This is a genomic window from uncultured Actinomyces sp. (assembly GCA_900541895.1).
Lineage (GTDB): Bacteria > Actinomycetota > Actinomycetes > Actinomycetales > Actinomycetaceae > Pauljensenia.
Genome location: UWSI01000020.1, coordinates 1 through 23,521 on the forward strand (window position 1 = coordinate 1; position 23,521 = coordinate 23,521).

Sequence of the window (23,521 nt, forward strand, 5' to 3'; positions counted from 1 at the left end):
GGTGACGTGAGTGCCAACGGCGAAGTGGAACCCCGCCGCGGGCACGCCCTAGAAGATGGCGAGCTCGTCGAGCTTCGTACGCCACAGGGAGTCTTCGCCGCTAAAGTTCGCGTCGTCGACTAACAGACGAGGCCAACGCCCTCAGCTCGCGCCTCGCTTGCTTTCCCGAGGCCGCAAATCCTGCCCGAGCGCAGGCCTCAGTGCGAGGTCAGCACCCCGTCAGCGCCAACAACCGCCTTCACGTGGCTAAAGAATGGACCCGATTGGGTGACGCGCAGGGAAGAATCCAACTCGACAATTGTCACCCGTCCAGGTTCACGCAAGTGCAAACGTACGGGTGAGGAGCCCGGGAAGGTCTCCAGCACTTCCTTCAACTCACGCAAAAGCTCAGGAGTGCAGCGCGAAGCAGCCAGTTCCAAGTCAAGGGGAACATTTCCGTCTTCGCGCAGTTCGAGGATGTTCATCGACTGGCCATAGATTGACACTTGTTCATCGCGAGTGTTGACACGACCCTCAATCTGAACAACAAGGTCAGGAGCTAGGAAGGTTTGCACTGTCTCATAGGCGCGCGGGAAGAAGAGCACCTCGACCGAACCGCTCAGGTCTTCGATCGTCGCAATTGCCCAGGGATTCCCCTGCTTCGTAACTTTGGTCTGAACCGATGAAACCAAGCCTGCAATTTTGACAGTGCGATCGACCATGCTCTCATCGCCGCCGACAATCTGCGCGATTTCAACGTCTTGATGGCGTTCCAAGGCACCTTCAAGCCCGCGCAGGGGGTGGTCCGAAACGTAGAGGCCGAGCATCTCGCGTTCCTCGGCGAGCTTTTGACGACGGTCAAACTCAGGAAGATCCGGGATTTCAATAGCCAGAGAAGAACCTGAGTCCTCCCCCATACCCATTCCTCCAAAGAGGTCAAACTGCCCGATCGCTTCGTTACGCTTGACGTCGATCACCGCATCTACGGCCTCGTCACAGCGCGACAGAAGAGCGCGGCGCGTGTAACCCAGCGAGTCGAAAGCACCTGCGCGTACGAGTGACTGAATCGTTCGCTTATTGCAAACCACCTGAGGAACTTTGTCCAAGAAATCTTGGAAGGTGGTGAACTTGCCTTTCTCGTGACGCGTCTCGACAATCGCGTCGACAACGTTCGCACCAACATTCTGAATAGCGTTCAGACCAAAGCGAATGTCCTTACCATCAGGGGCAAAGGTACCCATCGAGGCATTGACATCGGGGGGAAGAACAGTAATTCCCATGTGGCGGCACTCCGCCAGATAGAGCGCACGCCTGTCCTTATTGTCCTTCGTCGAGGTCAAGAGGGCGGCCATGTACTCGGTGGGATAGTTTGCTTTGAGGTAGGCAGTCCAATACGACACCAGACCGTAAGCTGCAGAGTGGGCTTTGTTAAATGCGTAGGCCGAGAAGGGAACGACCACATCCCACAGGGCCTTAATTGATTCTTCGGAATAGCCGTTATCAAGCATGCCCTGCCGGAAGCCCTTGAACTGTTGGTCCAGAACTTCCTTCTTCTTCTTACCCATGGCCTTACGCAAGATATCTGCTTGGCCAAGAGAGTAGCCCGCAAGTTTCTGGGCAATCTGCATAACTTGCTCTTGATAAACAATCAGACCGTAGGTCGTTCCCAGAATGTCCTTCAAAGGCTCTGCGAGTTCGGGGTGGATCGGAGTGATCTCCTGGCGCCCGTTCTTACGCAGAGCGTAGTTTGTGTGCGAGTTTGCACCCATAGGACCGGGGCGATAGAGCGCACCCACAGCGGAGATATCTTCGAAGTTATCCGGTTTCATCAGCTTGAGAAGGTCACGCATACCGCCACCATCAAGCTGGAAAACGCCCAAGGTATCGCCGCGGCCCAGTAACTCATATGTTGCCGGATCATCTAGCGGCACATGGTCTAGATCGGGATCTTGCTTGCCATTGAGTTTAATGTTTTCAAGAGCATCAGAAATAACCGTCAGGTTACGCAGCCCCAAGAAGTCCATCTTGAGAAGTCCCAGACCTTCACAGGTCGGGTAGTCGAATTGGGTGATGATCGCCCCGTCTTGAGGACGTTTCATGATGGGGATGATGTCCGTCAGCGTGTGCGATGACATGATGACCGCACATGCGTGGACACCCCATTGACGGGTCAGCCCTTCAAGCCCCAGCGCGTACTGAACAACCTCGTGGACATCGGGGTTCTCTTCGTAGTACTTACGGAACTCCGCAGCTTCGGCGTAGCGTTTATCCTTCTCATCGAAGATACCCGCGACCGAGATGTCCTTGCCCATGACCGAAGGAGGCAGCGCTTTCGTCAGCTGCTCCCCCACCTTGAAGTCACGTCCCAAGATTCGCGCAGAATCCTTCAGGGCCTGTTTGGTCTTAATTCGACCGTAAGTGACCACCTGTGAAATGCGGTCTTCGCCGTACTTTCGTTTAACGTACTCGATGACCTCATCGCGACGACGTTCGTCAAAGTCAACGTCGAAGTCAGGCATTGAAATACGCTCGGGGTTCAAGAAACGTTCGAAGATCAGTCCGTGGTTGAGCGGATTGAGTTCGGTAATCTTCATGGCGTAGGCAACCATGGATCCAGCACCCGAACCACGACCGGGCCCCACGCGAATCCCCTGGCTCTTTGCCCAGTTGATGTAGTCCGCAACGGTGAGGAAGTAGCCCGGGAAGCCCATCTTGATGATGACGCCTTCCTCGTATTCGGCCTGCTTGCGCACATCATCGGGAATGCCTTTGGGGAAACGCTCCTGAAGGCCCTTTTCAACTTCTTTGATGAACCACGAGGTCTTATCTTCACCTTCCGGAACCGGGAAGTCAGGCATGTACGAGGCGCCCTCTGCGGTGGTCCTGAAGTGGACGTCGCATCGCTCTGCAATTTCCAGCGTTGAATTGCAGGCTTCTGGCAGTTCCTTCCAAATCGAGCGCATCTCTTCGGAAGAACGGATGTAGTAACCGTCTCCATCGAACTTAAAGCGATCCGGATCAGAGATTCGCGAACCCGAGTTAATACACAGCAGCGCGTCCTGAATTCCGCGGTCTTCCTTCTTGACGTAGTGCGCGTCGTTAGTAGCGACCAGCGGTGCGTCCATGAGCTTCGCAAGTTCGAGGAGCTGTTTTTGCGTACGCCTCTCGAATTCAATCCCGTGGTCCATAACTTCCACGTAGAAATTCTCAGGTCCGAAAATGTCGCGCAGCTCTGCGGCCTCAGCCACGGCCTCGTCCCATTGCCCCAAACGCATACGTGTCTGCACCGCACCCGAAGGGCAACCGGTGAAAACAATCAGCCCCTTGTGGAAGCGTTCAAGCAGTTCCTTATCAGCACGAGGCCACTTACCGAATTGCCCATCGACCGAGGCGTAACTTCCCAAGCGGAAAAGGTTGTGCATTCCCTCTGTTGAGTATGCAAGCAAGGTGAGGTGGTTATAGGAACCCGAGGCTGATACGTCGTCGCTGCGTTGCCACGGCTCACCCCACGTCACCTTTTGACGATCGAAACGTGAAGTACCCGGAGTGACATAGGCTTCCAAGCCAATGATGGGCTTGATACCAGCCTTTGTCGCAGCGTCGTAAAACTCATAAGCACCGAAGAGGTAGCCGTGATCGGTCAGGCCAATTGCGGGCTGTCCCAGCCTTGCAGCTTCTGCAACCATCGGCTTGATTCGTGCTGCTCCATCGAGCATCGAGTATTCCGAGTGATTGTGCAGATGCACGAAAGAGTCCGCTGGTGCCATGGTGTCAGTCTAGTGTTTCTTGAGCCAGCACACTGGGCGAAGCGTGAAGGAAAATGCTTAGGCGTGACGCAAAATCTCCAAAGCGTGATTGAGGTCATCCGGATAAGGGGCCCGTACCGTCACGGGAAGTTGAGTTCGCGGATGCGTGAATCCCAGCTCAACCGCGTGCAGCCACTGACGATCCAAGCCCAATTGTTCTGCTTTCGTCGGGTCAGCCCCATAGAAGACATCACCGACACAGGGATGGCCGATAGCAGCCATATGCACGCGAATCTGGTGAGTACGTCCCGTCTCCAGGTGCACATCCAAGAGCGCGGCCCCCGGCATGAGCTCGAGGGTATCGTAGTGCGTCACCGCGCGCTTTCCCCCATCGATCACCGCCATGCGCCATTCGCGTGAGGGGTGGCGTCCAATCGGTGCGTCAATCGTTCCCGAGGCCGGGTCTGGATGTCCGGCAACCACCGCATGGTAGATCTTGCGTACAGTCCGTTCCTTGAAGGCGCGCTTCATCACCGAATAGGCGAGTTCGGACTTGGCCACCATCATTGCGCCCGAGGTTCCTACATCCAGTCGATGAACGATTCCTTGACGCTCAACTGGACCATGAGTGGTGATTCGATATCCCGCTGCCGCGAGGTTGCCAACAACGGTAGGTCCTGTCCAACCCGGACCCGAGTGCGCCGCAACACCGACCGGCTTGTTGACAACGACAATATCGTCATCGTCGTAGAGAATATCCATCCCAACTACAGGAGTTACAGGAGTTTCCGGTTCAGGAATCGTAATTTCTAAAAGGTCGCTCTCTCCAAGTCTGTCTGATTTAGATGCGGGAGTACCGTTAATCGTCACATTCCCATCAAGGATGAGCTCACTACAACGCGAGCGCGAGAGACCAAGAATGCGCGAGAGCGCTGCGTCGACGCGCTCTCCGACCAAAGCATCGGGCACGGGCATCAAACGAGTATCGGACATATTCAGCGCACCGAATGTTTGTTACCGGCAAAGCTTGCAATCAGCAGGATCACGACCGCGCAGACAATCCAAATATCGGCAACGTTACCAATGAACCAAGTCCCATATCCGATGAAGTCGACGACGTGGCCGCTTCCCCATTGGGGTTCCTGAATAAAACGATCGATCAAGTTACCAGCCGCACCGCCAAGGAGCAGGGCACATCCGAAGGCAAGCAGGCGTGAGTCAACGCGCGGAAGATACATGACAATCGCAGTAACAACAACGCAGGCGATACAGGTGAAGATGATTGTCGTATGTGAGCCCAAGGAGAAGGCTGCGCCGGGATTCGCAGTGAGTTCCAGTCGAAGGAAGGACCCAAGGAGCGGGCGTTGCTGTCCATCACTCAGATTCTTCAGTGCCCAAAACTTTGAAGCCTGATCCGTTACCAATGCGATTAAGGCAATGATGTACGCCCAGACGAGCATGCTGCGATTATTTTTCTTCACATAAAGAATTATGACGGTGGCGCCGCAAAGGCGCCACCGTCATAGAGATCTTGATCCGAAATCAGTTCTGAGTTCCGGCGTTCACTTCCTGGAGCAAACCTTCCAGGTGCTCGCGCAGGTTGGCACGGTACTCAGACTCGAAGGAACGCAGTTCGTTGATCTTGCCTTCGAGCAGTGCACGCTCCTGATCCAGCTGAGAAAGAATGTTCTGGTGCTGGTTCTGTGCGTCAGCAATAATTTCGTCGCGCTTTGCGTTTGCGTCGGCGATGATGCGATCGGATTCTTCGCGGCCATCGCGAACGTACTCGTCGTGGACGCGCTGTGCCAGTGCAAGCATCGAGGTTGCAGACTCCGCACTCTCGGGAGCAACAGCAACTGCGGGGGCAGCAACAGCGGTCTCGGTGACGGAAGGCTCGGATGCAACGGGCTCTTCAACGACAGGAGCAGCAGTCTCTTCTGCAGGCTTGTAGCTGGGGGCCTCGCCACCGGACAGCTCAGCGACACGACGCTCAGCAGCCTCAAGCTCTTCGCGCAGGTTCTGGTTCTCAGCCTGGAGAGTATAGATCGTGGAGACAACCTCATCGAGGAAGTCGTCAACCTCGACCTGGTCATATCCTTCACGGAACTTCACGATGTTGAAGGTTTTTTCCAACACATCTTCGGTTGTGAGCAGAGCCATTTGTTTACCTCTCGGTACTTGTTGTGTGACGCTCGCACGCTTGCGTCACCGGATCACCGATGAGGATGACCCGAACTACACACTGGAATAATAGCGGAACTAGCGTCACAATAACACCAATTTCCCCATATTTCACTTATTACTCAGCTGACATGCAACCGCGATAGCACCGAGGTTACTGCCAAAAGCCAGAGCTAAAAGCCCAAGCTGCGAACGAAAACCCCGAGGTTTTCAACAATGATCGTCGCCAAGAACAGGATCATAAATCCCAGATCGATGGCAACGTTCCCTCCAAGACGCAGCGGCGGAATAATCCTGCGCAGGAAAGAAAGAGGGGGATCAGTCAATGCATAGACCAGATTCGCGATGGGCAGAATGATCCCTGACGGCCGCCACAGTGGAGAGAAGAAGCGAATCCAATCAAAAATCATGCGCGCGATCAACACGAGCATGTACAGACCCGCAAGAAGAGCAATCGCTCCCCCCAACCACTGGGAGATCATGATCAGCGTCCGAAGAGCGAAGTCGCCGAACGGGTCGACCCGGTCACGTCGCCGGTTACCTCAACACTGTGAGGCGAAAGAAGGAAAACGCGATCGGTGACGCGTTCGAATACGCCCTGAAGGCCATAGGTCAAGCCGACAGCGAAGTCAATGAAACGCTGCGCGTCCTTATCTGAGACCTCAGAAAGATTCATGATGACAGGAACACCATCACGGTAGGGCTCGGCGATTGCCGGCGCATCGTTGTAGTTCAACGGACGCACAGTGACGATACGCGAGAGATCCGCCTGCTGAACGCTGCGGCGCTCCTCGCGGTGAATGGGCGTGACATTCGATGCGGGAGTAATGTGAGCCACTTCTGTCTCCTCAACTTCTTCGGGAAGGAAGTCTAAGGTGCTCTCATCGACCTCTTCCGGGGTGTACCAACCCATGAATTGGCGTGCTTTTGCTCCGAAGCCTGACATCATGCTCTCCTCTATGTAATGGGACCTGAGCACAAGGTAATGCGCCGGAGCGATTCACACGCTTAAGCCTGTCGGCATGTCGCAATTACTGATGCGAAACGCCCACAACCTGGGTCTCGACGATAGGAATGATATAAGGGATTTTCCAGTGTGCATTCATTGATCCACGAGGCCGAAATCCCTCGCTCCGAGGCCCATGCCAATGCCGCACCGGGAAGATCTAGAGCGTCACTCCCCCATGATGTGCGCGATGCTATCTCGGGAGCAATAAGCGCACTCTGTTCTTTCATTGAAGTCGGGACTTCATAGCATTGGCCGCAGATAGACGGTCCAATGAGCATCTGAATATCAGCGGTGTCCACGCCAAAAGAAGCAAAGACCTCGCATGAACGGTCAAGAATCCCTCCGAGGAATCCCACGCGTCCGGCGTGAACTGCGCCGATGACTCCGTTTCCGCTGCTCAGCAAGATCGGCATACAGTCTGCCGTCATCACAGCCAAGGCTGGAGGTTGTTCCCACTGACGCGAATCGATCACGACACCATCGCAGTCAAGGGGCCCTATTTCCCCTTGATACTCCTGTGTTGAAAGAAAGGCATTCGCAGGAGTGAGCGCCTCAACCTTCACCGAATGCGTCTGATTCATCCAAACAATGGGATGACCAATCAGCGTGGAAAGCTCACGGCGGCGCTCATGAACATGCTCCGCGTTATCGCCAACATGCGTCCCAAAGTTGTCCCGATATGGGTCGGCGCCCGCGCCGACTTCAGTGAAGTAAACGCGGGCACCGTGCAGGTCAGTGTGCTTCATCAGCGCAAGAAATCAGGAATATCCAAGACATCCGAAGGCTGCTCCTCTTCGAAGACACGAGGCACTTCGAGGGAAGGAACTTCCTTCGACGACTCTTCTTCGCTCTGGCGGGCAATCGGAATCTGGTTGGTGCGCGTTGGCAATTCGGGATCTGCGCGGTGAGCTGCGGTGTGAGCCGAGGCCACCTCGCCGATGCGACGCTGAGGAGCTGCTGGAGCCTCGGTCTTTTCCTGACGGGCGTGGACCGGGCGAGGGGCCACAACGGGCTCGCTTGCCGAAGAAGATTGGGATGCCACCTCGTCAAAGCCCGCCGCGATGACGGTCACGCGAATTTCATCACCGAGGGAGTCATCGATAACAGAACCGAAGATGATGTTGGCCTCGGGGTGCGCGGCCTCGCGAACCAGGAGCGAGGACTGGTAGATCTCCTGCAAGCCCAGGTCGGAACCACCCTGGAAGAACATGAGGACGCCGTGTGCACCATCGATCGAGGCTTCAAGGAGCGGCGAGGAGATAGCGGACTCGACTGCACGAAGAGCACGATCTTCGCCGGTTGCCGAGCCAATACCCATGAGGGCGGAACCGGCATCCTTCATTACGGACTTCACATCATTGAAGTCCACGTTGATCAGACCGGGGGTGGTGATCAGTTCGGTGATACCTTGAACGCCGGAAAGCAGAACCTGATCGGCGGCACGGAAAGCCTCGAGTACTGAGATATTGGCATCTGAGATCTGAAGCAGACGATCGTTCGGAATGACGATCAGGGTGTCAACCTCTTCACGGAGTTTCTCAACACCGGCATCAGCCTGGGATGCGCGGCGGTTTCCTTCAAAGGAGAAGGGGCGGGTGACAACACCGACGGTCAGGGCACCTGCGGTGCGCGCAATCTTCGCGACAACGGGGGCAGCACCGGTTCCGGTACCGCCACCTTCACCTGCGGTCACGAAAACCATGTCCGCGCCTTCAAGGGCCTCGGTAATTTCGTCAATGTGGTCTTCAGCTGCCTGTCGTCCCACTGCGGGGTCTGCACCGGCACCAAGGCCATGGGTAAGGTCACGACCGATGTCGAGCTTCGTCTCTGCATCGGACATCAGCAAAGCTTGTGCGTCAGTGTTCACAGCAATGAACTCAACGCCTTTCAAGCCAACTTCAATCATTCGATTGACGGCGTTAACACCGCCGCCACCAACTCCGACGACTTTGATAACCGCCAGATGATTCTGCGGTGCGACCATAACCTTGCCCTCTTTCTGCGCACCAACCTTAAACCTCAAGTAGAAGGTTGATGTTTGACCTGCGTGTAGACGGGAAGAAGGTAGGGGTAAGACCCAAATTCTTCAAGACAATTCGCGGGCGTGTCGCTTCTCTAACTTAAGAAGTGACAGGATGCACGGGCGAGGAGACATCATAGTTCCGTGCCTGACGCTGCGAAATCAAAACAGCCGCAACTTTTGCCTTGAGCTCGTTGTCCTTCGCTACTCCCCAATTGAGAGTTCGAGAATTGGTCAAGGTCATGGAAATGGTTTGGCCATCGTGAGTGATCATCGTGATATTCGAGCGCAGATCATCCCCCATCGCACTCCAAATCGCGGCGACATCAGCTGCAGCTTGTGCGCGCTGATCACCATCAGGAAGCGTCGTTGGGGCCATTCCCTCGGGAGCCGTTGAAGCAGAAGAAACCGTTACGCCTTGGTCGTCGACCAGAGCCCAAGAAGAACCGTCTTTCACCGCCAGAATCGCTTGCCGCGGACGGATCTGAACGGTTAATCCGCGCGGCCAGGAACGCTGGACATTTACCTCACGAACCAGACGTACCTTCGCGATTTGCTCGTCGATCGCAGAAGTCTTCAGGCGTGGAAGTGGAACAGAGGCGAAAGGCTCGATCGCGGCACGCACCTCGTTTTGAGTAGTCGTATCGTCGCCAAGCCCCTCGATCGACACCTTAGACATATCGAGAGCAAAAAGAGGCGAAAAGAAGACTCCCCACACCAAAGCACACACCACAATGACAGCACCACAGGCGGAGGCGACTCGAGTAAGGAGTAAACGTCGATGCGCATGCGTGCGTTCACGACGCCTCTCATTCAAATCAGCCGTTGCGCTTTCATCGCTAGACCCCAAAATCGCAGCCGCATCCGATTGCCCCAGTGGGCGGTTGAGCAGTTCTCCGCTACTGGGTGACTGCGCGCTTGCCTCACGCCTCGCCCGACGCAATTCGCGATTTCGCTTCCTACGCGCAGCGCGTTCTGCCTCTTTCTTCTCCTCGACCGACGAGGCCTGAGCCAAAGAGGGCGCGGGGCGATCCGAAACCGAGGCCTCGGGAGAAGAAGCAACGGTATCGGAAGAGGAACCTTCCCCGGGGGCTTCCTCGGGCGCGACAAAGCCCTGCGAGGACTCAGAAGAAACCTCTGGTGTAGAAGAGGCCTCGGGAGAAGAAAAACGGGAACGACGGGGGCGCGGGGGCTGCTTCACTGGCCGCTCCCCTGCTCCGCATACTCCCACTCATCCAAAACATCGCTACCGGTCTGCGTAATCGAGCCAGCACCCATAGTGACTAAGATTCCGTCCTCACCGAGCTCGCGGGCAGCCATACGAGCGGCCTCATGCATATCGGGAACGTAGTGTGCTCGAGACAGATGCGAAGTGATGAGCTGAGAAGTCACGCCGGGCACCGGATCCTCACGTGCGCCATAAATATCGCAGACGTAGACGTGATCCGCATGCGAGAGCGCCTGGGCAAAGCGCTCGGCGAAAGCCTGAGTACGCGAATACAGGTGCGGTTGGAAAACCACACTCACTTCCCCATCGCCAGCCGCAGTTCGGGCCTGCTGCAATGCTGCAGCGACCTCTGTGGGATGGTGTGCATAATCATCAAACAGACGACGGCTGCCAACCTGCCCCTTGAACTCGAAGCGCCGAGAAGTTCCAGCAAATGCAGCAAGAGAGTGAGCCATAGTCTGCGCATCGGTTCCCAAGCGAACTCCTGCAATCCACGCCGCACAGGCATTGAGAAGATTGTGAATTCCAGGAACGGCCAGATGAATTTCAGCCTTCACATCACCCCAGGCCAGGAGCGCCGAAGCGGTATGGCCATCAGTATGAGCCTCTTCGATGATGACATCTGCGCTTCCGCCCAAGTCTGCGCTCTCATGACCGGAGCGCGCGTAGGTCACGGTATCGATGCCCTGAGTTCGGGCATATCGGGCCAAACGGGCACTTCCACCGTCTTCACCGCAGCACACCAAGGTTCCACCCGGGCGCAGGCAGCCAACAAAGTCAACGAAGACCTGCTCAAAAGCTTCGCGCGAACCATAGCGATCCAAGTGATCAGGTTCGACATTGGTGACAATCTCGATCCATGGAGTGTAGTTGAGGAAGGAGCCATCGGATTCATCGGCTTCGGCAACGAAAACATCTCCGCTGCCCAAGTAGGCACCCGAGCCCAGCTGAGGAATCACTGCACCGACTGCAATCGAGGGATCTTCACCGGCATCACGAAGTGCCATCGAGAGCATCGCTGAAGTCGTTGTCTTCCCGTGTGCTCCCGCAACTGCCACAAAACGCATACCGCTTGCAGCCAGAGCCAGAGCCTGGGAACGGTGAATAACGCTTTGCCCACGTCGACGGGCCTCAGCCAGCTCCGGGTTACTCTCACGTACTGCAGTGGACACAACAACTACAGCGTCAGCAGGAACATGGGCAGCATCATGACCAACAAAAACCTCAATTCCTGCATCACGGAGGTGATCAAGAATGGGAGATTCCTTCTGGTCAGAGCCCGAAACCTCAAGACCGCGATCCTTGAGAAGCTCAGCAACCACTGACATTCCAGCGCCGCCGATACCGATGAGATGGAAGCGATGGGAAGTACTCACTTCTGGTCCTTCTTTTGAAGAGTCGATTCAATAAGGTCAGCAAGTTGTTGAGCACCATCGGGGTGCGCAAGTTCGCGCGATGCGATGGCCATTTCAGAAAGTTTTTCGCTTCCGAGCAGGGGGAAGATCGTACCTCGAACGTAATCGGAAGTCAGGTCGTGGTCTGCAACAAGAAGCGCACCACCCTGCGCAACATGATCCGCGGCGTTCAGCTTCTGCTCACCATTACCGATGGGAAGCGGAACATACACGCAGGGCAGTCCGAGTGCGGTCATTTCGGCAACCGTACCCGCACCCGAGCGACACACAACCAAATCAGCAACGGCAAGCGCATCTTCCATTGTGGAGAGGTAGTCAATGACGTGCCAACGATCAGCAACACCAGCTGCCTTCACCGCATCGCGAACCTCTTGGTCCTTCCCCTTGCCGGTGAGGTGGACAACCTGCACCCCTTCGGGCAGCTCAGCGGCGACTTTCACCATCGCACGGTTCACATTGAGAGCCCCCAAGGAGCCGCCGGTGATGAGCAGGGTCTGCATATTGGGGTCGACCCCCAACTTCGAGGCCGCAGTGCGTCGCGCAGATTCACGTCCTTCTTCGGTGGTACGAGCAGCGGCAAGAGCCTGAATAGCGGGACGCAGAGGAAGACCAGTCACCACAGTTACTCCGTGCTTCGCCTTCAAAGGAGTCGAGGGGAAAGTCAATCCCAAGGCCGATGCCCAGCGCGCACCGACTCGGTTAGCAAGTCCAGGACGAGCGTTCTGCTCATGGATGATGACCGGAAGGCCCATCTTTCGCGCGGCAAGGTACGCGGGAGTAGAAACATATCCGCCGAAACCAACGAGCGCATCTGCTCCGCTCAGGGCGGAGCGGCACTGCGCGATCGCGCGCTTCATACGCCCCGGAAGAGAGAAGAACTGCAGAGAAGGTTTACGCGGCAGCGGAACGCGCTCAATAGTCACCAACTCGACACCTGCAGCGGGAACCAGCGTTGTTTCCAGCCCTTGAGAGGTTCCAAGGGCAACGACGTCATAACCGCGTGAACGAAGTTCCAATGCGGTTGACAGTAAGGGGTTTACGTGCCCAGCGGTGCCACCACCTGCAAGAACAATTTTCTTTGTCATCGTGTTCCTTCCGTAGATCCAGCGCTCGCTTTTCCTGCGCGGCGGCGTCGACGCGAAAGCCGCGGGTCGCGCGAGGATCCCGACGAAAATTTCAGTCCCATAGTCATACCCGCGTTCTCGCGCGCGCAAGCAGCAACCAATGCAATAGCCGAAATCGTAAAGAGGTAGGACGAACCGCCATAAGACACCAGCGGCAAAGGCACGCCAATAACCGGACCAAGCCCGGTCACAGACGCAATATTAATAATCGCCTGAATGCCGATCCATGCAGCGACGCCACCACTAACAATTATTGCGAAGAAGGAGTTCGTCGAATGGATGAGGCGAACCATCCCCCAAATCATCAAACAGATACACGCAACGATGGTCAGCGTCCCTAAAAGGCCGAATTCTTCGCCAATAATTGCCAAGATAAAGTCGGTATGCGCTGCCTGAAGATAGTTCCACTTTTCTCGAGATGCACCAGGGCCAAGACCCGTTAGCCCGCCCGAGCCAAGTGCCCACAGCGCGTGGTCAATCTGTTCGGGGGCCGAAAGGTTTCGCGCGGGGCGATTCCACGGAAGAACTGCAAGAATTCGCTTCATTCGCGTGGGGTTTTGGAAGACCAAGAAGATAACAATTGGAATCACGGAAAGAAAAATAACTGCAAACCACTTGCGCGGAAGACGCGCTACCCAGATTGCGCCAAATGCTCCTGCAGCCATGACCATCGCGGTGCCCATGTCCTTACCGAGCATAACGTCAACAAGAGCGCCAAGAATGGGAAGCCCTACCGTGACCGCCATCTGTCGCCAGTCATTTCGGCGAGCGCCTTCACGCGACAGTGAGCGTGCCAAGGCAACGATCAACGCAAGTTTCAGAAACTCCGAGGGCTGGAATGTTCCAAGTCCAGGAAGCGACACCCAGTTGGTGTTTCCGCCCTGCGAGGCCGCCAGCGGCGTCATAACTAGTGCCTGAAAAAACAGGGCTGCAAGATAAATAGCCGGAGCCAAGCGGTACCACACTGCTGAGGGGATTCTTTGGATAAAAATCGCCGCTAGCAGGAAGGAAACACCGATAATGAGCAGCTGACGCAAGAATGCCGCGTAGGGACTGCCGCCACTGGCGATCGTTGTCACTGCAGAAGCTGAAAACCCCATCACCAAACCGAAAACGGTCAAAATGAGCGCAGGGATAACGATCAGATAGTAGGTGGCGACAGGCGAATACACCCGATCTCCACGTTCTTTCGAGGCAAATTCGAAACGCGGGATATGCAGGCGCTCCAGTAGGGAGCTCATTGCGCCGCCCAATTCGCTTCAAGACGTTTAACCGCATCGCGGAAGACATCCCCGCGTTGCGCATAGGAACGGAACTGATCCCAAGATGCGCACGCCGGTGCGAGCACAACAGTATCTCCTGGGCGGGACAACGCCACGGCCTCGTTAACGACAGAGAACATCCAGTCCTCGTGCCCATCGACTTCAACGAAGGGAATTTGAGGTGCGCGCTGGTGCAGCGCGTTCACAATCGCACTGCGATCCTTGCCAATGACAACAACGCCTCGTAGAAGCGGAGCAACGCGAGCAACCAGGTCGCCAAACTCTTGGCCCTTCGTATCTCCTCCCGCGATCCAAACCGCAGTGCCGGGAGTAATTCCAGACAGCGAAGCCACGGCTGCATGGGCATTTGTCGCCTTTGAGTCATCAATCCAGGTGACATCAGCTGCATGTGAAATTACTGCACGTCGGTGATGAGCGGGGGTAAAGCTTCGAAGACCTTGTGCAACTGCTTCTGGCGGAACACCAAAGGCGCGCGCAAGACCGGCTGCAGCGGTTGCATCCATACGCGCAGCATCCGTAACACCGTCATGGTAGGCAACACGAAGGTCATCGACTTCAGCTAAGAATTGGGCCTGTATATGGCGTTTCTCAACAAAGGCACGCTCAACGAGCGCGTCTTCAACCCAACCAACCTGAGAGATTGAGGGGATCCCCAAAGTCAATCCAATTGCTCGGGCTCCCTCGACGACATCGGCCTCGGCAACCATGTTCTCCACGGTGATATCGGAGGCGGGATAGAAACAGGCTTTTTGTGTCAGGTGATAAACCTTCGCTTTATCTGCTGCATAGGCCTGTGCACTGCCATGCCAATCAAGATGATCGGCGTCGACATTCAAGCACACAGAAGCCAATGGAGAAACAGTCGAAACGGTATGTAGCTGGAAGGAAGAGAGCTCGACAGCGAAAACCGTTGCATCGGTATCAATGGCTTCACAAATCGGAAGGCCGATATTGCCAACTTCGACGGCGTTCTCACCTGCTGCTCGCAGCATCGCTCCCAACATTCCAACCGTCGTCGTCTTGCCGTTGGTTCCAGTAACGCAAAGCCAGGGTCGGCCTGCGTGCTCGGAATCTTCTTGAAGACGCCAAGCCAGTTCGACCTCGCCAATCAGTTCAATACCAGCATTTTTTGCCGCCGAAAAAATGGGATGATGAGCGGGGATTCCCGGAGAGACAACAATGCAATCCGGCTTCCAATCGAGGACCACCTGAGCGAGCGCATCAGAATCAGCCTCGCTGACAAGCTCGATATTCGCGTTGTTTTCAGACTGGTCATCCTCGCGGGCTCTGCCGTCAAAGGCGCATAGCTGCGCACCGCGTTTTACAAGTGCGTGTGCTGATGCCTTCCCGGATACTCCCCAACCGAGGATTGCGAAGCGGCCCTGCCAATTCACAGTCGTGACACCCATTCTGCGTAGAAGAAACCGGCTCCCATCACTGCGAAAAGCGCTGCGATGAGCCAGAAGCGAATGACGATGGTGATTTCTTTCCAGCCCTTGAGCTCAAAGTGGTGGTGCAAAGGAGCCATCCTGAAAACACGCTTGTGCGTGAGTTTGAAGACGCCGATCTGGATGACATCCGAAAGAGTCGTGATGACGTAGAGTCCGCCAATCAAAATTGCAAGGAACTCAGTGTCGGTCAGGATTGAAACACCGGCGACTGCCGCACCGATGGCCTGCGAGCCGGTGTCGCCCATGAAGATCTGGGCGGGCGAGGCATTCCACCATAGGAAACCTGCCAAGGCACCAACCAAAGAGGAGCAGAAAATTGCGATGGAAAGAGGATCCCGGGTGTCGTAGCACGCGGTAACATTGACCGTGTCCCCCCAGCAGGACTGAAGCAGCTGGAAGTACGAAATGAAGGTGTAGGCGACGAAAACAAAAATACCTGCGCCGGCGGCCAAGCCATCCAAGCCATCGGTCAAGTTCACTGCGTTGGACCAGGCGGCAACGATGAAGTTCACCCACACGACAATGAGGATGACAGCCGCGACAATCCCCCACTGGGTGAAGGTCAATCCGAGGGGGCGAGCAAGAGAAATATCAAAAATACCCGGAGTACGACCGTGAACATTCGGAATCGTCAAAATACCCCACGTGAACAGCGAGGCAATAGCAACTTGGCCGACGATCTTTGCCCATGCGTGCAGACCAAGCGAACGCTGATGCATGATTTTTAGTGCATCATCAAGCAGTCCAATGAACCCGATTCCCACGAAAAGGAATACCAAAAGGATTCCCGACCACGAGGGAAGCCCGCCGTTAATCAGGGTTCCGATAAACCATGCAACGACAGTGGCAAAAATGATGACGACGCCGCCCATTGTTGGGGTGCCGCGCTTCGTCATATGCGACGTCGGGCCATCTTGACGAATGAACTGTCCGTAATGGTTGTGCACCAAGTAGCGGATGAACAGAGGGGTGAGCGAAATTGAGAGGACTAGACCAACTGCAAAGGCAATAATGAGTCCAATCATAAAGTGCCCTCCTCCACTAGGTGATCGGCGACTTTCCAGGCACCGGAGCCATTCGAGCCCTTGATGAACACAACAGAATTATCTTCCAGTATGCCGTCTAATGCACTAAGTACCTCGTCAACATTCCGCAGGTGACGGTGAGTGTGGTCCTCGCCTCGCTCAGAGAAGTAGTACTGTGAGTCCTCCCCCAGCGCAAGAACACAATCAGCACCCGCTTGATCGAAGAAGCGTGCAACCTGTTCATGGGTACTTTGCGAGGCTTCACCAAGTTCAAGCATTCCACCTGCGACAACGACCAGCTGCCGTCCCGCTGCCAAATCTCCAGCGGCTTTACATCCCGCGCGGAAAGAATCAAGGTTCGCATTGTACGAATCATCGATGAGAGTCACTTTCCTACCCTTGAGGGTAAGTTCATGGATGCTCATTCGGTGTGGGCTGGCTGGCTGACGCCCCTCAACAGCGGCGCAGGCTTGATCAAGATCAATTCCAAGCGTCCATGCACCAGTAATTGCAGCGAGCGCATTGGCGACATGGTGAATACCAACAAGTCCCAGGTGCACCGTGAGCACTCGTCCATCGAGGTGGAGTTCGAAAGAAGCCTTCCCCTGTTCATCCAAGGAAATCGCGTGGGCACTGCTATCTGCTTGAGTATTTCCCGAGGCCGAGAAGGTAACCACTCGCCCGGGTGCGTGAGCGGCCATCTCCATGACGTGCGGATCGTCGAAATTCAAGATCGAGATTCCCGATGGCACGAGGCCTTGAATCAGCTCGGCCTTGGCATCGCGTACGCCTTCAACGGAGCCGAAGCCCCCAAGGTGTGCATGCCCGACCATCAGTTCAATTCCGGCGTCAGGTGGAGCAATCCGCGTCAGATATGCAATATGTCCAGGTCCAGAGGCTCCCATTTCCAGAACAAGGTGGCGCGTCGATTCATCAGCCCGCAGAACCGTCAAAGGAAGCCCGACCTCATTATTAAAAGACAGCTGAGGAGCAACAGTCGGGGCATCGGCGCCCATAATCGCTGCAAGAAGGTCCTTGGTCGTTGTTTTGCCCACCGAACCGGTCATTGCGATCACGTCCAGTTTCTGGTGCGAACGCAAATCTGAAAGGTAAGCCCGGGCTAATTCACCCAGCGCGATCGTCGAGTCCTCGACAAGGATCTGCGTCAAAGGCGAATCAGACAGGTGTTCAACAATCGCCGCCACCGCGCCATTACGCTCAGCTGCGTCCAGATAGTTGTGGCCATCGCTATTTTCCCCACGCCGAGCCACAAAGAGAGAGCCTTGACGAATTTCTCGTGAATCCGTTTCAACTGTCCCGGTGACCTCGACGTCGTTTCCGTGGAGCTGTGCGCCCAATGCTTGAGCGATCCAGCGACTGGACCTATGCATTCTTCTCCTTAGGGTCTACCCAACGATCTGGACACTAGCCTACTAGGGTGTCGTGGGATACAGCTGGGCACTTTCTGTAGACGCGGGGATCCCCAGGTTGCGAACGGCCTCGGTCGTGACTTCACTCCACAGCGGTGCAGCAGCATCAGAGGACAAACCAGCAACACGCGGGTTGTAAAGGACAACCGAAATAGCCAAGCGCGGCGATTCTGCGGGGACCAGACCAGCAGTGTTCGAAACGACCGCATCCGCACCATTGACTTTAATATCAGCAGTACCTGTCTTGACTGCCACGCGGTAGCCTTCAACCTTTGCGAGCTGACCGGTACCTTGCTTATCCATGACAACGGATTCCATCATGGTAATGAGTTCTTTTGAACGATCCGCGGACATGACTTGCTTAGGTTGCGGCGAGACAGTCTTCTCGGTCCGCCCCTTTGAATCAGTTGTCGAATCGATAATTCGCGGCGCAATCATGACCCCGCGGTTTCCGATCGCTTGAATGAACTGATTCTGCTGGATAGCCGTAATCGCGTAGGACTGTCCGAACATCATGGTGTAGCGGTCACGCCCTCGAATGGCATCAAAATCGCGCATGATGCCCTGGGACTCGCCAGCCAATTCAATTCCAGTGAGCTGGTTCAGGCCCATCTTCGTCATGAAGTCGTAGCGATCGCGGTCCCCCACTTGCTCGCCCACTTCAATGGTTCCAACGTTCGATGATTGGGTAAGAATTCCCGTGGTCGTCATCATTTCGGTCCCGTGTTCGTGGTAGTCCGAAATCGGGCCTCCCGCGTCTGCGGGGCTAATGCTGTAGGGAACAGAGTATGCGGTCGTGGGAGTGGTCGTTCCCTTTTCTAGGGCCGAGGCCACTGTGAGGAGTTTACCCACCGATCCGGGTTCGTAGGGCGCTTGGACTCCCATTACGGATTGAGGCTTCGAGGGGTTCGGTGTCGTAGACCCGGAGTCTGCAAGCACCAAGATTCGACCAGTCGAGACATCGGAAATCACGACGACACCCCAGTCCGCATTGTGCTTACGAACACGAGCATCCAGAGCGTCTTGAACCAAGTGCTGAAGATCTGCGTGGAGGGTCGTACGGACCGAACCACCGTCTTGAGGTTCCTTGGTGACCTTCTTCCCACCGGGCATCACCGCACCGTTGGGAGAGATCTCGTAAGCCTCTTCTCCGGAGGTTCCCTGCAAGAAATTATTGAAATAGGCCTCCAGGCCTGAGACGCCGTCTCCTTCAGCGTTGACGGCACCGACGATCGGTCCGGCTGTATTGCCATTGGGATAGGTCCGGTCAAAGACCGCTTCCCATTCAATACCGGTAATGTCGAGCTTGCGGATTTCGCGATAGGTGACCGCATCGACATTCTTTTTCAGATAGACATAGGTCGAATCCCCGAGCATCATGCCGCCCAGTTCTGCTTGGCTGATACCCAGGAGAGGAGAGAGCTGTTTCGCGGCCTCAGCCGGACCACGGCCGACAACATTGCCGTTGTCATCTTTATGCTCGTAGGTCGTAATCGCTTTCTGATTCACCGCAATGTGGTAGGCCTGAACCGAATCGGCCAGAACAACACCGTTGACGTCAAGAATTTCCCCGCGTTTTGCGCCAATTTCACTGACGGCAGTACGCACTCGCTCACCCTCGGAGGCAAGGGTCGGGCTTTGGAATACCTGAATAACGACGAGCTGGATAACACAGAACGCAAATCCCAAGAACAGAAAACCGGACATCCAGTTCGCACGATGAGGCGAAGTGTCTGGCGCCTTGAAAATGCGTTGCCACCAGCTCATCGCGCGGCTACACCACCCTCAACTTGGCCATCGGCCAAACGGATTGTTCCGAGCTTTCCAGCGTGCACCATTCCCTGTGCCTTCGCCGCCTTCTCAAGCTCGACGGGAGAAGCCTTCTCCTGAAGCTGCGTCTGCAGGGTCCACGATTGCGCCTCCAACTCGTTGAGCTGGATCTGGTATTCGCGAATCTGGTAGGAAGTTTGAGCCATGTGCGTATTGATCAGCATCGGCACAACAATGGCGATAGCAATCATCACCAAGGCAATAAAGGTCATAGGGATGACCGAGCGGCGAGGCTGATGAGACTTCACCACTGTGAGCAGTGGGCGTACGTCTTCACGTACGTATGCCGGACGAGAGGTCGCGCGTGCGCGCGCGGTGGCTCCGCTCATGGTCGTTCCTTCCAGGGGCGTATCATCTGTGCGCCGCGCAGCCGCACAGAAGCGGAACGCGGATTATGGGATTTTTCTGTGTCATCAGCCAGCTGCGCGCCACGTGTCAGTAGACGCAAGCGGGCTTGAAGTTCCTCTGGGATCATGGGCACGCCAGCAGGTGCCTGATCCGTGGCGCCGCGACGGAAGATGTCCTTCACCAGACGATCTTCAAGGGACTGGTAAGACTCGATAACGATTCGACCGCCAACGCGCAGGTGCGCAAGTGCGGCGGGAAGCGCGGCTTCGAGAATGGTCAGTTCGTCGTTGACCGCAATACGCAGCGCTTGGAAGGTGCGCTTTGCGGGGTTACCTCCCGTACGGCGTGCCGGTGCGGGAATACAATCGCGAACGATTTGAGCCAGCTGGGAAGTGCGCGTCAGAGGCTCGCTCTCTCGGGTGGCGACGATACGTCCAGCGATCTTCGAGGCGAACTTTTCTTCCCCGTAAACACGAAGAATCCGCGTAATTTCCTCTTTCGAGGCCGAGGCCAAGAGCTGTGCTGCACTGATGCCCGTCTGGGGGTTCATTCGCATATCAAGCGGGGCATCATGCGAGTAAGAGAAGCCTCGGTCCTCTTGGTCCAATTGGAGCGAAGAGACACCCAGATCCATGAGGATCCCATCGACCATTCCAGAGGGGGCGTGCGCAGCAACCTCATCCATCTTGTCGTAAGTGGTGTGGAAGGCACGGAAACGCGGGCCAAAAGCTTCAAGGCGCTTCGATGCGAGGGCGATCGCCGAAGGATCTCGATCGATACCGAAAACGGTGAGCTGGGGGAAACGTGTCAGTGCCGCTTCCGTGTGCCCGCCCATTCCGAGAGTCGCATCGATGAGAACAGCGCCAGGAGCCTCAATTGCAGGCGCAAGCATGTCCAAGCACTCATTGAGGAGAACAGGAACATGCAGCTGCGCGGGATCGCGGTCGACAGACACTTCTGCCCTCCTTCTGTGTGATGGGTGCCCGTCCATCCAGGTCCCCCACCGTGCTCTGCCATCGGGGAAGTGACGTCAGAACAACGGGAGGAGACCTGGAAGGGCGGACTAGAACATTCCTGGGATAATTTCGTTTTCTGTTTGCGAGAAGACGTCTTCCTGGACGGACAGGTAGTCATTCCATGCCTGTGAATTCCAGATCTCCGCGCGCGAACCCGCACCAATGACGGTGAGTTCACGATCAAGACCGGCGTATTTGCGCAGATCCGGCGGAAGAGTAATTCTTCCCTGTTTGTCCGGAACCTCCTTATACGCACCCGAGAGCAACACGCGGATATAGTCGCGTGCCTGTTTGGAGGACAGTGGAGCCCGGCGAAGCTCAACCGTCATCTGCTCAAACTCTTGGGCAGGAAAGGCATAGATGCAGTGCTCTTGCCCTCGAGTGAGGACAATCCCACCTTCCATATCCTCTCGGAATCGGGCAGGGAGGATCACGCGTCCCTTGTCGTCGAGCTTTGGCTCGTAGGTACCAAGGAACATCATTCACCACCTTCCCCTATGTGACATCTTCCCCCACTTTACTCCACAAATTGCCAATTTGGTGTGATTTTGAGAGCTACTCCATGCACATTTAGGGTTAAATCCGCTTAATTCCAACGAAAATTTGAGGTGGAGGAAAGTGGGGGAAATTTTCAGCGCTTCTCGTCAGAAATCTCAGAAATAACGATTTTCTGCAGAAAATGAGTCTCCACGAGCAACGATGGCGGAAAGTGGAGACTCATTGGAAAGTAGGAATGAAGGTTTACCCCGCGCCTTCGGGAGGGATAAAAAAATTCCCGGTGACGATGTCACCAGGAATCAAAGCGGTAAGTTTTAGCGATCGTCCGAACGCCGATCCCACTGTTCTTGTTGACGTTCCATAAAGGAGCTTCGCTTTTTGCCCGAACTCGAGGAACTTCCCTTCGCAGTGAGCGCATACCAAGCGCCACCGACCATTAAGAGGAAGCCGGCTACTCCAACGATCAGAGAGATCACCGAATAGCCAAGAGACACAGCGGCAATCAAGACCAGGAGACCAGCAACGATCATCAGTGCGCCAGCAGCGACTTTACGCGGCGACAAACGAGCAGGCTGCTGCTCCACATTGGCATTCGGACGTGAATGATCATTGAAGGAGGCAGGCTGGGAACCAAACTGCGCCTCCATCTCTTCGAGAACTTGCTTCTCATAATCCGAAAGTGCCATAACCCCATCCTACTTGTTTTCTTCAAGCAGTGATGCAAGCGATATCGCGCCTGCACCATATTTTCCCCGGATTTTATCCATAGCGCGCTCGGCCGCTTGAGGGCGTTCATCCTGATCAAGGGCAACTTCGAATCCCTCGTCTCGTGCAATTAAGCCCTCAGCGCGAACGCCAAATAATCTCACTCCCCCACTTGGAAGAGTTTCCCGTTCAAACAGTTGGTGAGCAGCCACAGCGATTTCTCGACCTAGATCCGTGGGAACTCTCAGGCGTTGCTGACGTGTAATGGTTGAAAAATCCGCCCCCCGCATTTTGATTGCAACCTGCTTACAGAGCCAATTCCCCGCACGAAGCCTCCTCGCACATTCGTGAGAGGCCTTCGTAATGAACTGATCGAGAAGTGCTCTATCGCGAATATCGGTTTCGAAAGTGCGTTCCATCCCCACCGATTTTTCTTCACGCGACACAGTCACCGGCCTCGGGTCAATCCCCCAAGCCAAATCATGAAGACTGTGAGCCGCCGCAGCACCGAGCAATCGTGACAGCCGCGGCAAGGGGTGCTCAGCCAATTGCCCGATCGTTTCAATTCCTTCACGCTCAAGCACCTGCGCGCTCTTAGCGCCAACACCCCAAAGTGCACCGACAGGAAGGCCGTGAAGGAAATCAATCGTGGCCTGAGCTGGAACTAAAAGCACACCATCTGGTTTCGCATTCGAGGAAGCAATTTTTGCCACCGATTTTGTCGACGCAATCCCAACGGAAGCAGGAAGGCCGATTTCTTCTCGAATCTGGCGGCGAATCTCGCCAGCAATATGCGTCGGCTTCCCGAAACGCAAGCGCGAACCACGAACGTCGACAAAGGCCTCGTCAACGCTCACCTGCTCAACGAGCGGGCTGAAGCGACCAATAACTGACATCACACGCTTCGAATACTCACGGTAGAGCTCGAAATGCCCCGGAACGAATACAGCAGTGGGGCACAGCGCACGTGCTCGCGCAGTAGGCATTCCTGCGCGCACGCCCAAAGCACGAGCCTCGTAGGTCGCAGAGGTCACGACACCACGATTGCTACTCCCGCCGACGATCACGGCTTTACCTAGCAACGATGGGTCTTCACGAATCTCCACCTGCGCGAAGAAGGAATCCATGTCAATGTGCAAAATGTTCGTCTGGGAATCGTCATCGCCCCAATAGCGTTTTCCACGGCGGTCGCGCGGAGCATTCGACATCGTATCCTCCTTCCCACGTACAGTA

The 23,521-nt window shown here is 55.6% G+C and carries 21 protein-coding genes; all 21 read right to left on the reverse strand.

Annotation, left to right across the window (positions count from 1 at the left end):
* Positions 1-197 precede the first annotated feature (197 nt).
* The 21 genes from dnaE to dinB all read right to left on the reverse strand — a co-directional run bounded on the left by dnaE (position 198) and on the right by dinB (position 23,496).
* Positions 198-3,746 carry a DNA polymerase III subunit alpha gene (dnaE, locus tag QZR18_RS05955; protein WP_178707034.1) on the reverse strand — a complete coding sequence of 1,183 codons (3,549 nt, stop codon included), beginning with the start codon at positions 3,744-3,746 and terminating at the stop codon, positions 198-200.
* 57 nt (positions 3,747-3,803) lie between these two features.
* Positions 3,804-4,718 (reverse strand): RluA family pseudouridine synthase, encoded by a 915-nt coding sequence (locus QZR18_RS05960; RefSeq protein WP_178707037.1) that lies wholly within the window; start codon positions 4,716-4,718, stop codon positions 3,804-3,806.
* 2 nt (positions 4,719-4,720) lie between these two features.
* Complete coding sequence (gene lspA / locus QZR18_RS05965) at positions 4,721-5,185, reverse strand: signal peptidase II (RefSeq protein WP_178707040.1); 465 nt, start codon at positions 5,183-5,185, stop codon at positions 4,721-4,723.
* 82 nt (positions 5,186-5,267) lie between these two features.
* Positions 5,268-5,885 (reverse strand): DivIVA domain-containing protein, encoded by a 618-nt coding sequence (locus QZR18_RS05970; RefSeq protein ID WP_048712171.1) that lies wholly within the window; start codon positions 5,883-5,885, stop codon positions 5,268-5,270.
* Between the two features lie 194 nt (positions 5,886-6,079).
* Entirely contained in the window at positions 6,080-6,388 is a 309-nt protein-coding gene (locus tag QZR18_RS05975) for a YggT family protein (protein WP_009747974.1), read from the reverse strand.
* A gap of 2 nt (positions 6,389-6,390) precedes the next feature.
* The gene (locus tag QZR18_RS05980; RefSeq protein ID WP_178707043.1) at positions 6,391-6,855 is read right to left on the reverse strand and encodes a cell division protein SepF; all 465 of its coding nucleotides are present in this window, start codon (positions 6,853-6,855) and stop codon (positions 6,391-6,393) included.
* Between the two features lie 59 nt (positions 6,856-6,914).
* Positions 6,915-7,661, reverse strand: coding sequence for a polyphenol oxidase family protein (locus QZR18_RS05985; protein ID WP_178707046.1), 747 nt, complete (start codon positions 7,659-7,661; stop codon positions 6,915-6,917).
* Positions 7,661-8,899 carry a cell division protein FtsZ gene (ftsZ, locus tag QZR18_RS05990; protein WP_178707101.1) on the reverse strand — a complete coding sequence of 413 codons (1,239 nt, stop codon included), beginning with the start codon at positions 8,897-8,899 and terminating at the stop codon, positions 7,661-7,663. The genes QZR18_RS05985 and ftsZ overlap by 1 nt, the downstream gene beginning before the upstream one ends.
* A gap of 136 nt (positions 8,900-9,035) precedes the next feature.
* Positions 9,036-10,136, reverse strand: coding sequence for a cell division protein FtsQ/DivIB (locus tag QZR18_RS05995; protein WP_295910661.1), 1,101 nt, complete (start codon positions 10,134-10,136; stop codon positions 9,036-9,038).
* Complete coding sequence (murC, locus tag QZR18_RS06000; protein ID WP_178707048.1) at positions 10,133-11,539, reverse strand: UDP-N-acetylmuramate--L-alanine ligase; 1,407 nt, start codon at positions 11,537-11,539, stop codon at positions 10,133-10,135. Before murC ends, QZR18_RS05995 begins: the two co-directional genes overlap by 4 nt.
* Positions 11,536-12,663: an undecaprenyldiphospho-muramoylpentapeptide beta-N-acetylglucosaminyltransferase gene (gene murG, locus QZR18_RS06005; protein WP_178707051.1), complete on the reverse strand. Its 1,128-nt coding sequence runs from the start codon at positions 12,661-12,663 to the stop codon at positions 11,536-11,538. Before murG ends, murC begins: the two co-directional genes overlap by 4 nt.
* Entirely contained in the window at positions 12,660-13,943 is a 1,284-nt protein-coding gene (locus QZR18_RS06010; protein ID WP_178707054.1) for an FtsW/RodA/SpoVE family cell cycle protein, read from the reverse strand. Before QZR18_RS06010 ends, murG begins: the two co-directional genes overlap by 4 nt.
* Positions 13,940-15,394, reverse strand: a complete 1,455-nt coding sequence (gene murD / locus QZR18_RS06015; protein ID WP_178707057.1) for a UDP-N-acetylmuramoyl-L-alanine--D-glutamate ligase — start codon at positions 15,392-15,394, stop codon at positions 13,940-13,942. Before murD ends, QZR18_RS06010 begins: the two co-directional genes overlap by 4 nt.
* Positions 15,376-16,461 (reverse strand): phospho-N-acetylmuramoyl-pentapeptide-transferase, encoded by a 1,086-nt coding sequence (gene mraY / locus QZR18_RS06020; protein ID WP_178707060.1) that lies wholly within the window; start codon positions 16,459-16,461, stop codon positions 15,376-15,378. Before mraY ends, murD begins: the two co-directional genes overlap by 19 nt.
* The gene (gene murF / locus QZR18_RS06025) at positions 16,458-17,852 is read right to left on the reverse strand and encodes a UDP-N-acetylmuramoyl-tripeptide--D-alanyl-D-alanine ligase (RefSeq protein WP_178707064.1); all 1,395 of its coding nucleotides are present in this window, start codon (positions 17,850-17,852) and stop codon (positions 16,458-16,460) included. Before murF ends, mraY begins: the two co-directional genes overlap by 4 nt.
* A 42-nt stretch (positions 17,853-17,894) precedes the next feature.
* Complete coding sequence (locus QZR18_RS06030) at positions 17,895-19,658, reverse strand: penicillin-binding protein 2 (protein ID WP_178707067.1); 1,764 nt, start codon at positions 19,656-19,658, stop codon at positions 17,895-17,897.
* Positions 19,655-20,050, reverse strand: a complete 396-nt coding sequence (locus QZR18_RS06035; RefSeq protein ID WP_156335768.1) for a hypothetical protein — start codon at positions 20,048-20,050, stop codon at positions 19,655-19,657. Before QZR18_RS06035 ends, QZR18_RS06030 begins: the two co-directional genes overlap by 4 nt.
* Positions 20,047-21,060, reverse strand: coding sequence for a 16S rRNA (cytosine(1402)-N(4))-methyltransferase RsmH (rsmH, locus tag QZR18_RS06040; protein WP_178707070.1), 1,014 nt, complete (start codon positions 21,058-21,060; stop codon positions 20,047-20,049). The genes QZR18_RS06035 and rsmH overlap by 4 nt, the downstream gene beginning before the upstream one ends.
* 72 nt (positions 21,061-21,132) lie before the next feature.
* Positions 21,133-21,564, reverse strand: coding sequence for a division/cell wall cluster transcriptional repressor MraZ (gene mraZ, locus QZR18_RS06045; RefSeq protein WP_019127157.1), 432 nt, complete (start codon positions 21,562-21,564; stop codon positions 21,133-21,135).
* A gap of 333 nt (positions 21,565-21,897) precedes the next feature.
* Positions 21,898-22,269, reverse strand: a complete 372-nt coding sequence (locus tag QZR18_RS06050) for a DUF3040 domain-containing protein (protein ID WP_178707073.1) — start codon at positions 22,267-22,269, stop codon at positions 21,898-21,900.
* Between the two features lie 9 nt (positions 22,270-22,278).
* A complete protein-coding gene (dinB, locus tag QZR18_RS06055) occupies positions 22,279-23,496 on the reverse strand; it encodes a DNA polymerase IV (protein ID WP_178707077.1) in 1,218 nt (405 codons plus the stop codon).
* Positions 23,497-23,521 lie beyond the last annotated feature (25 nt).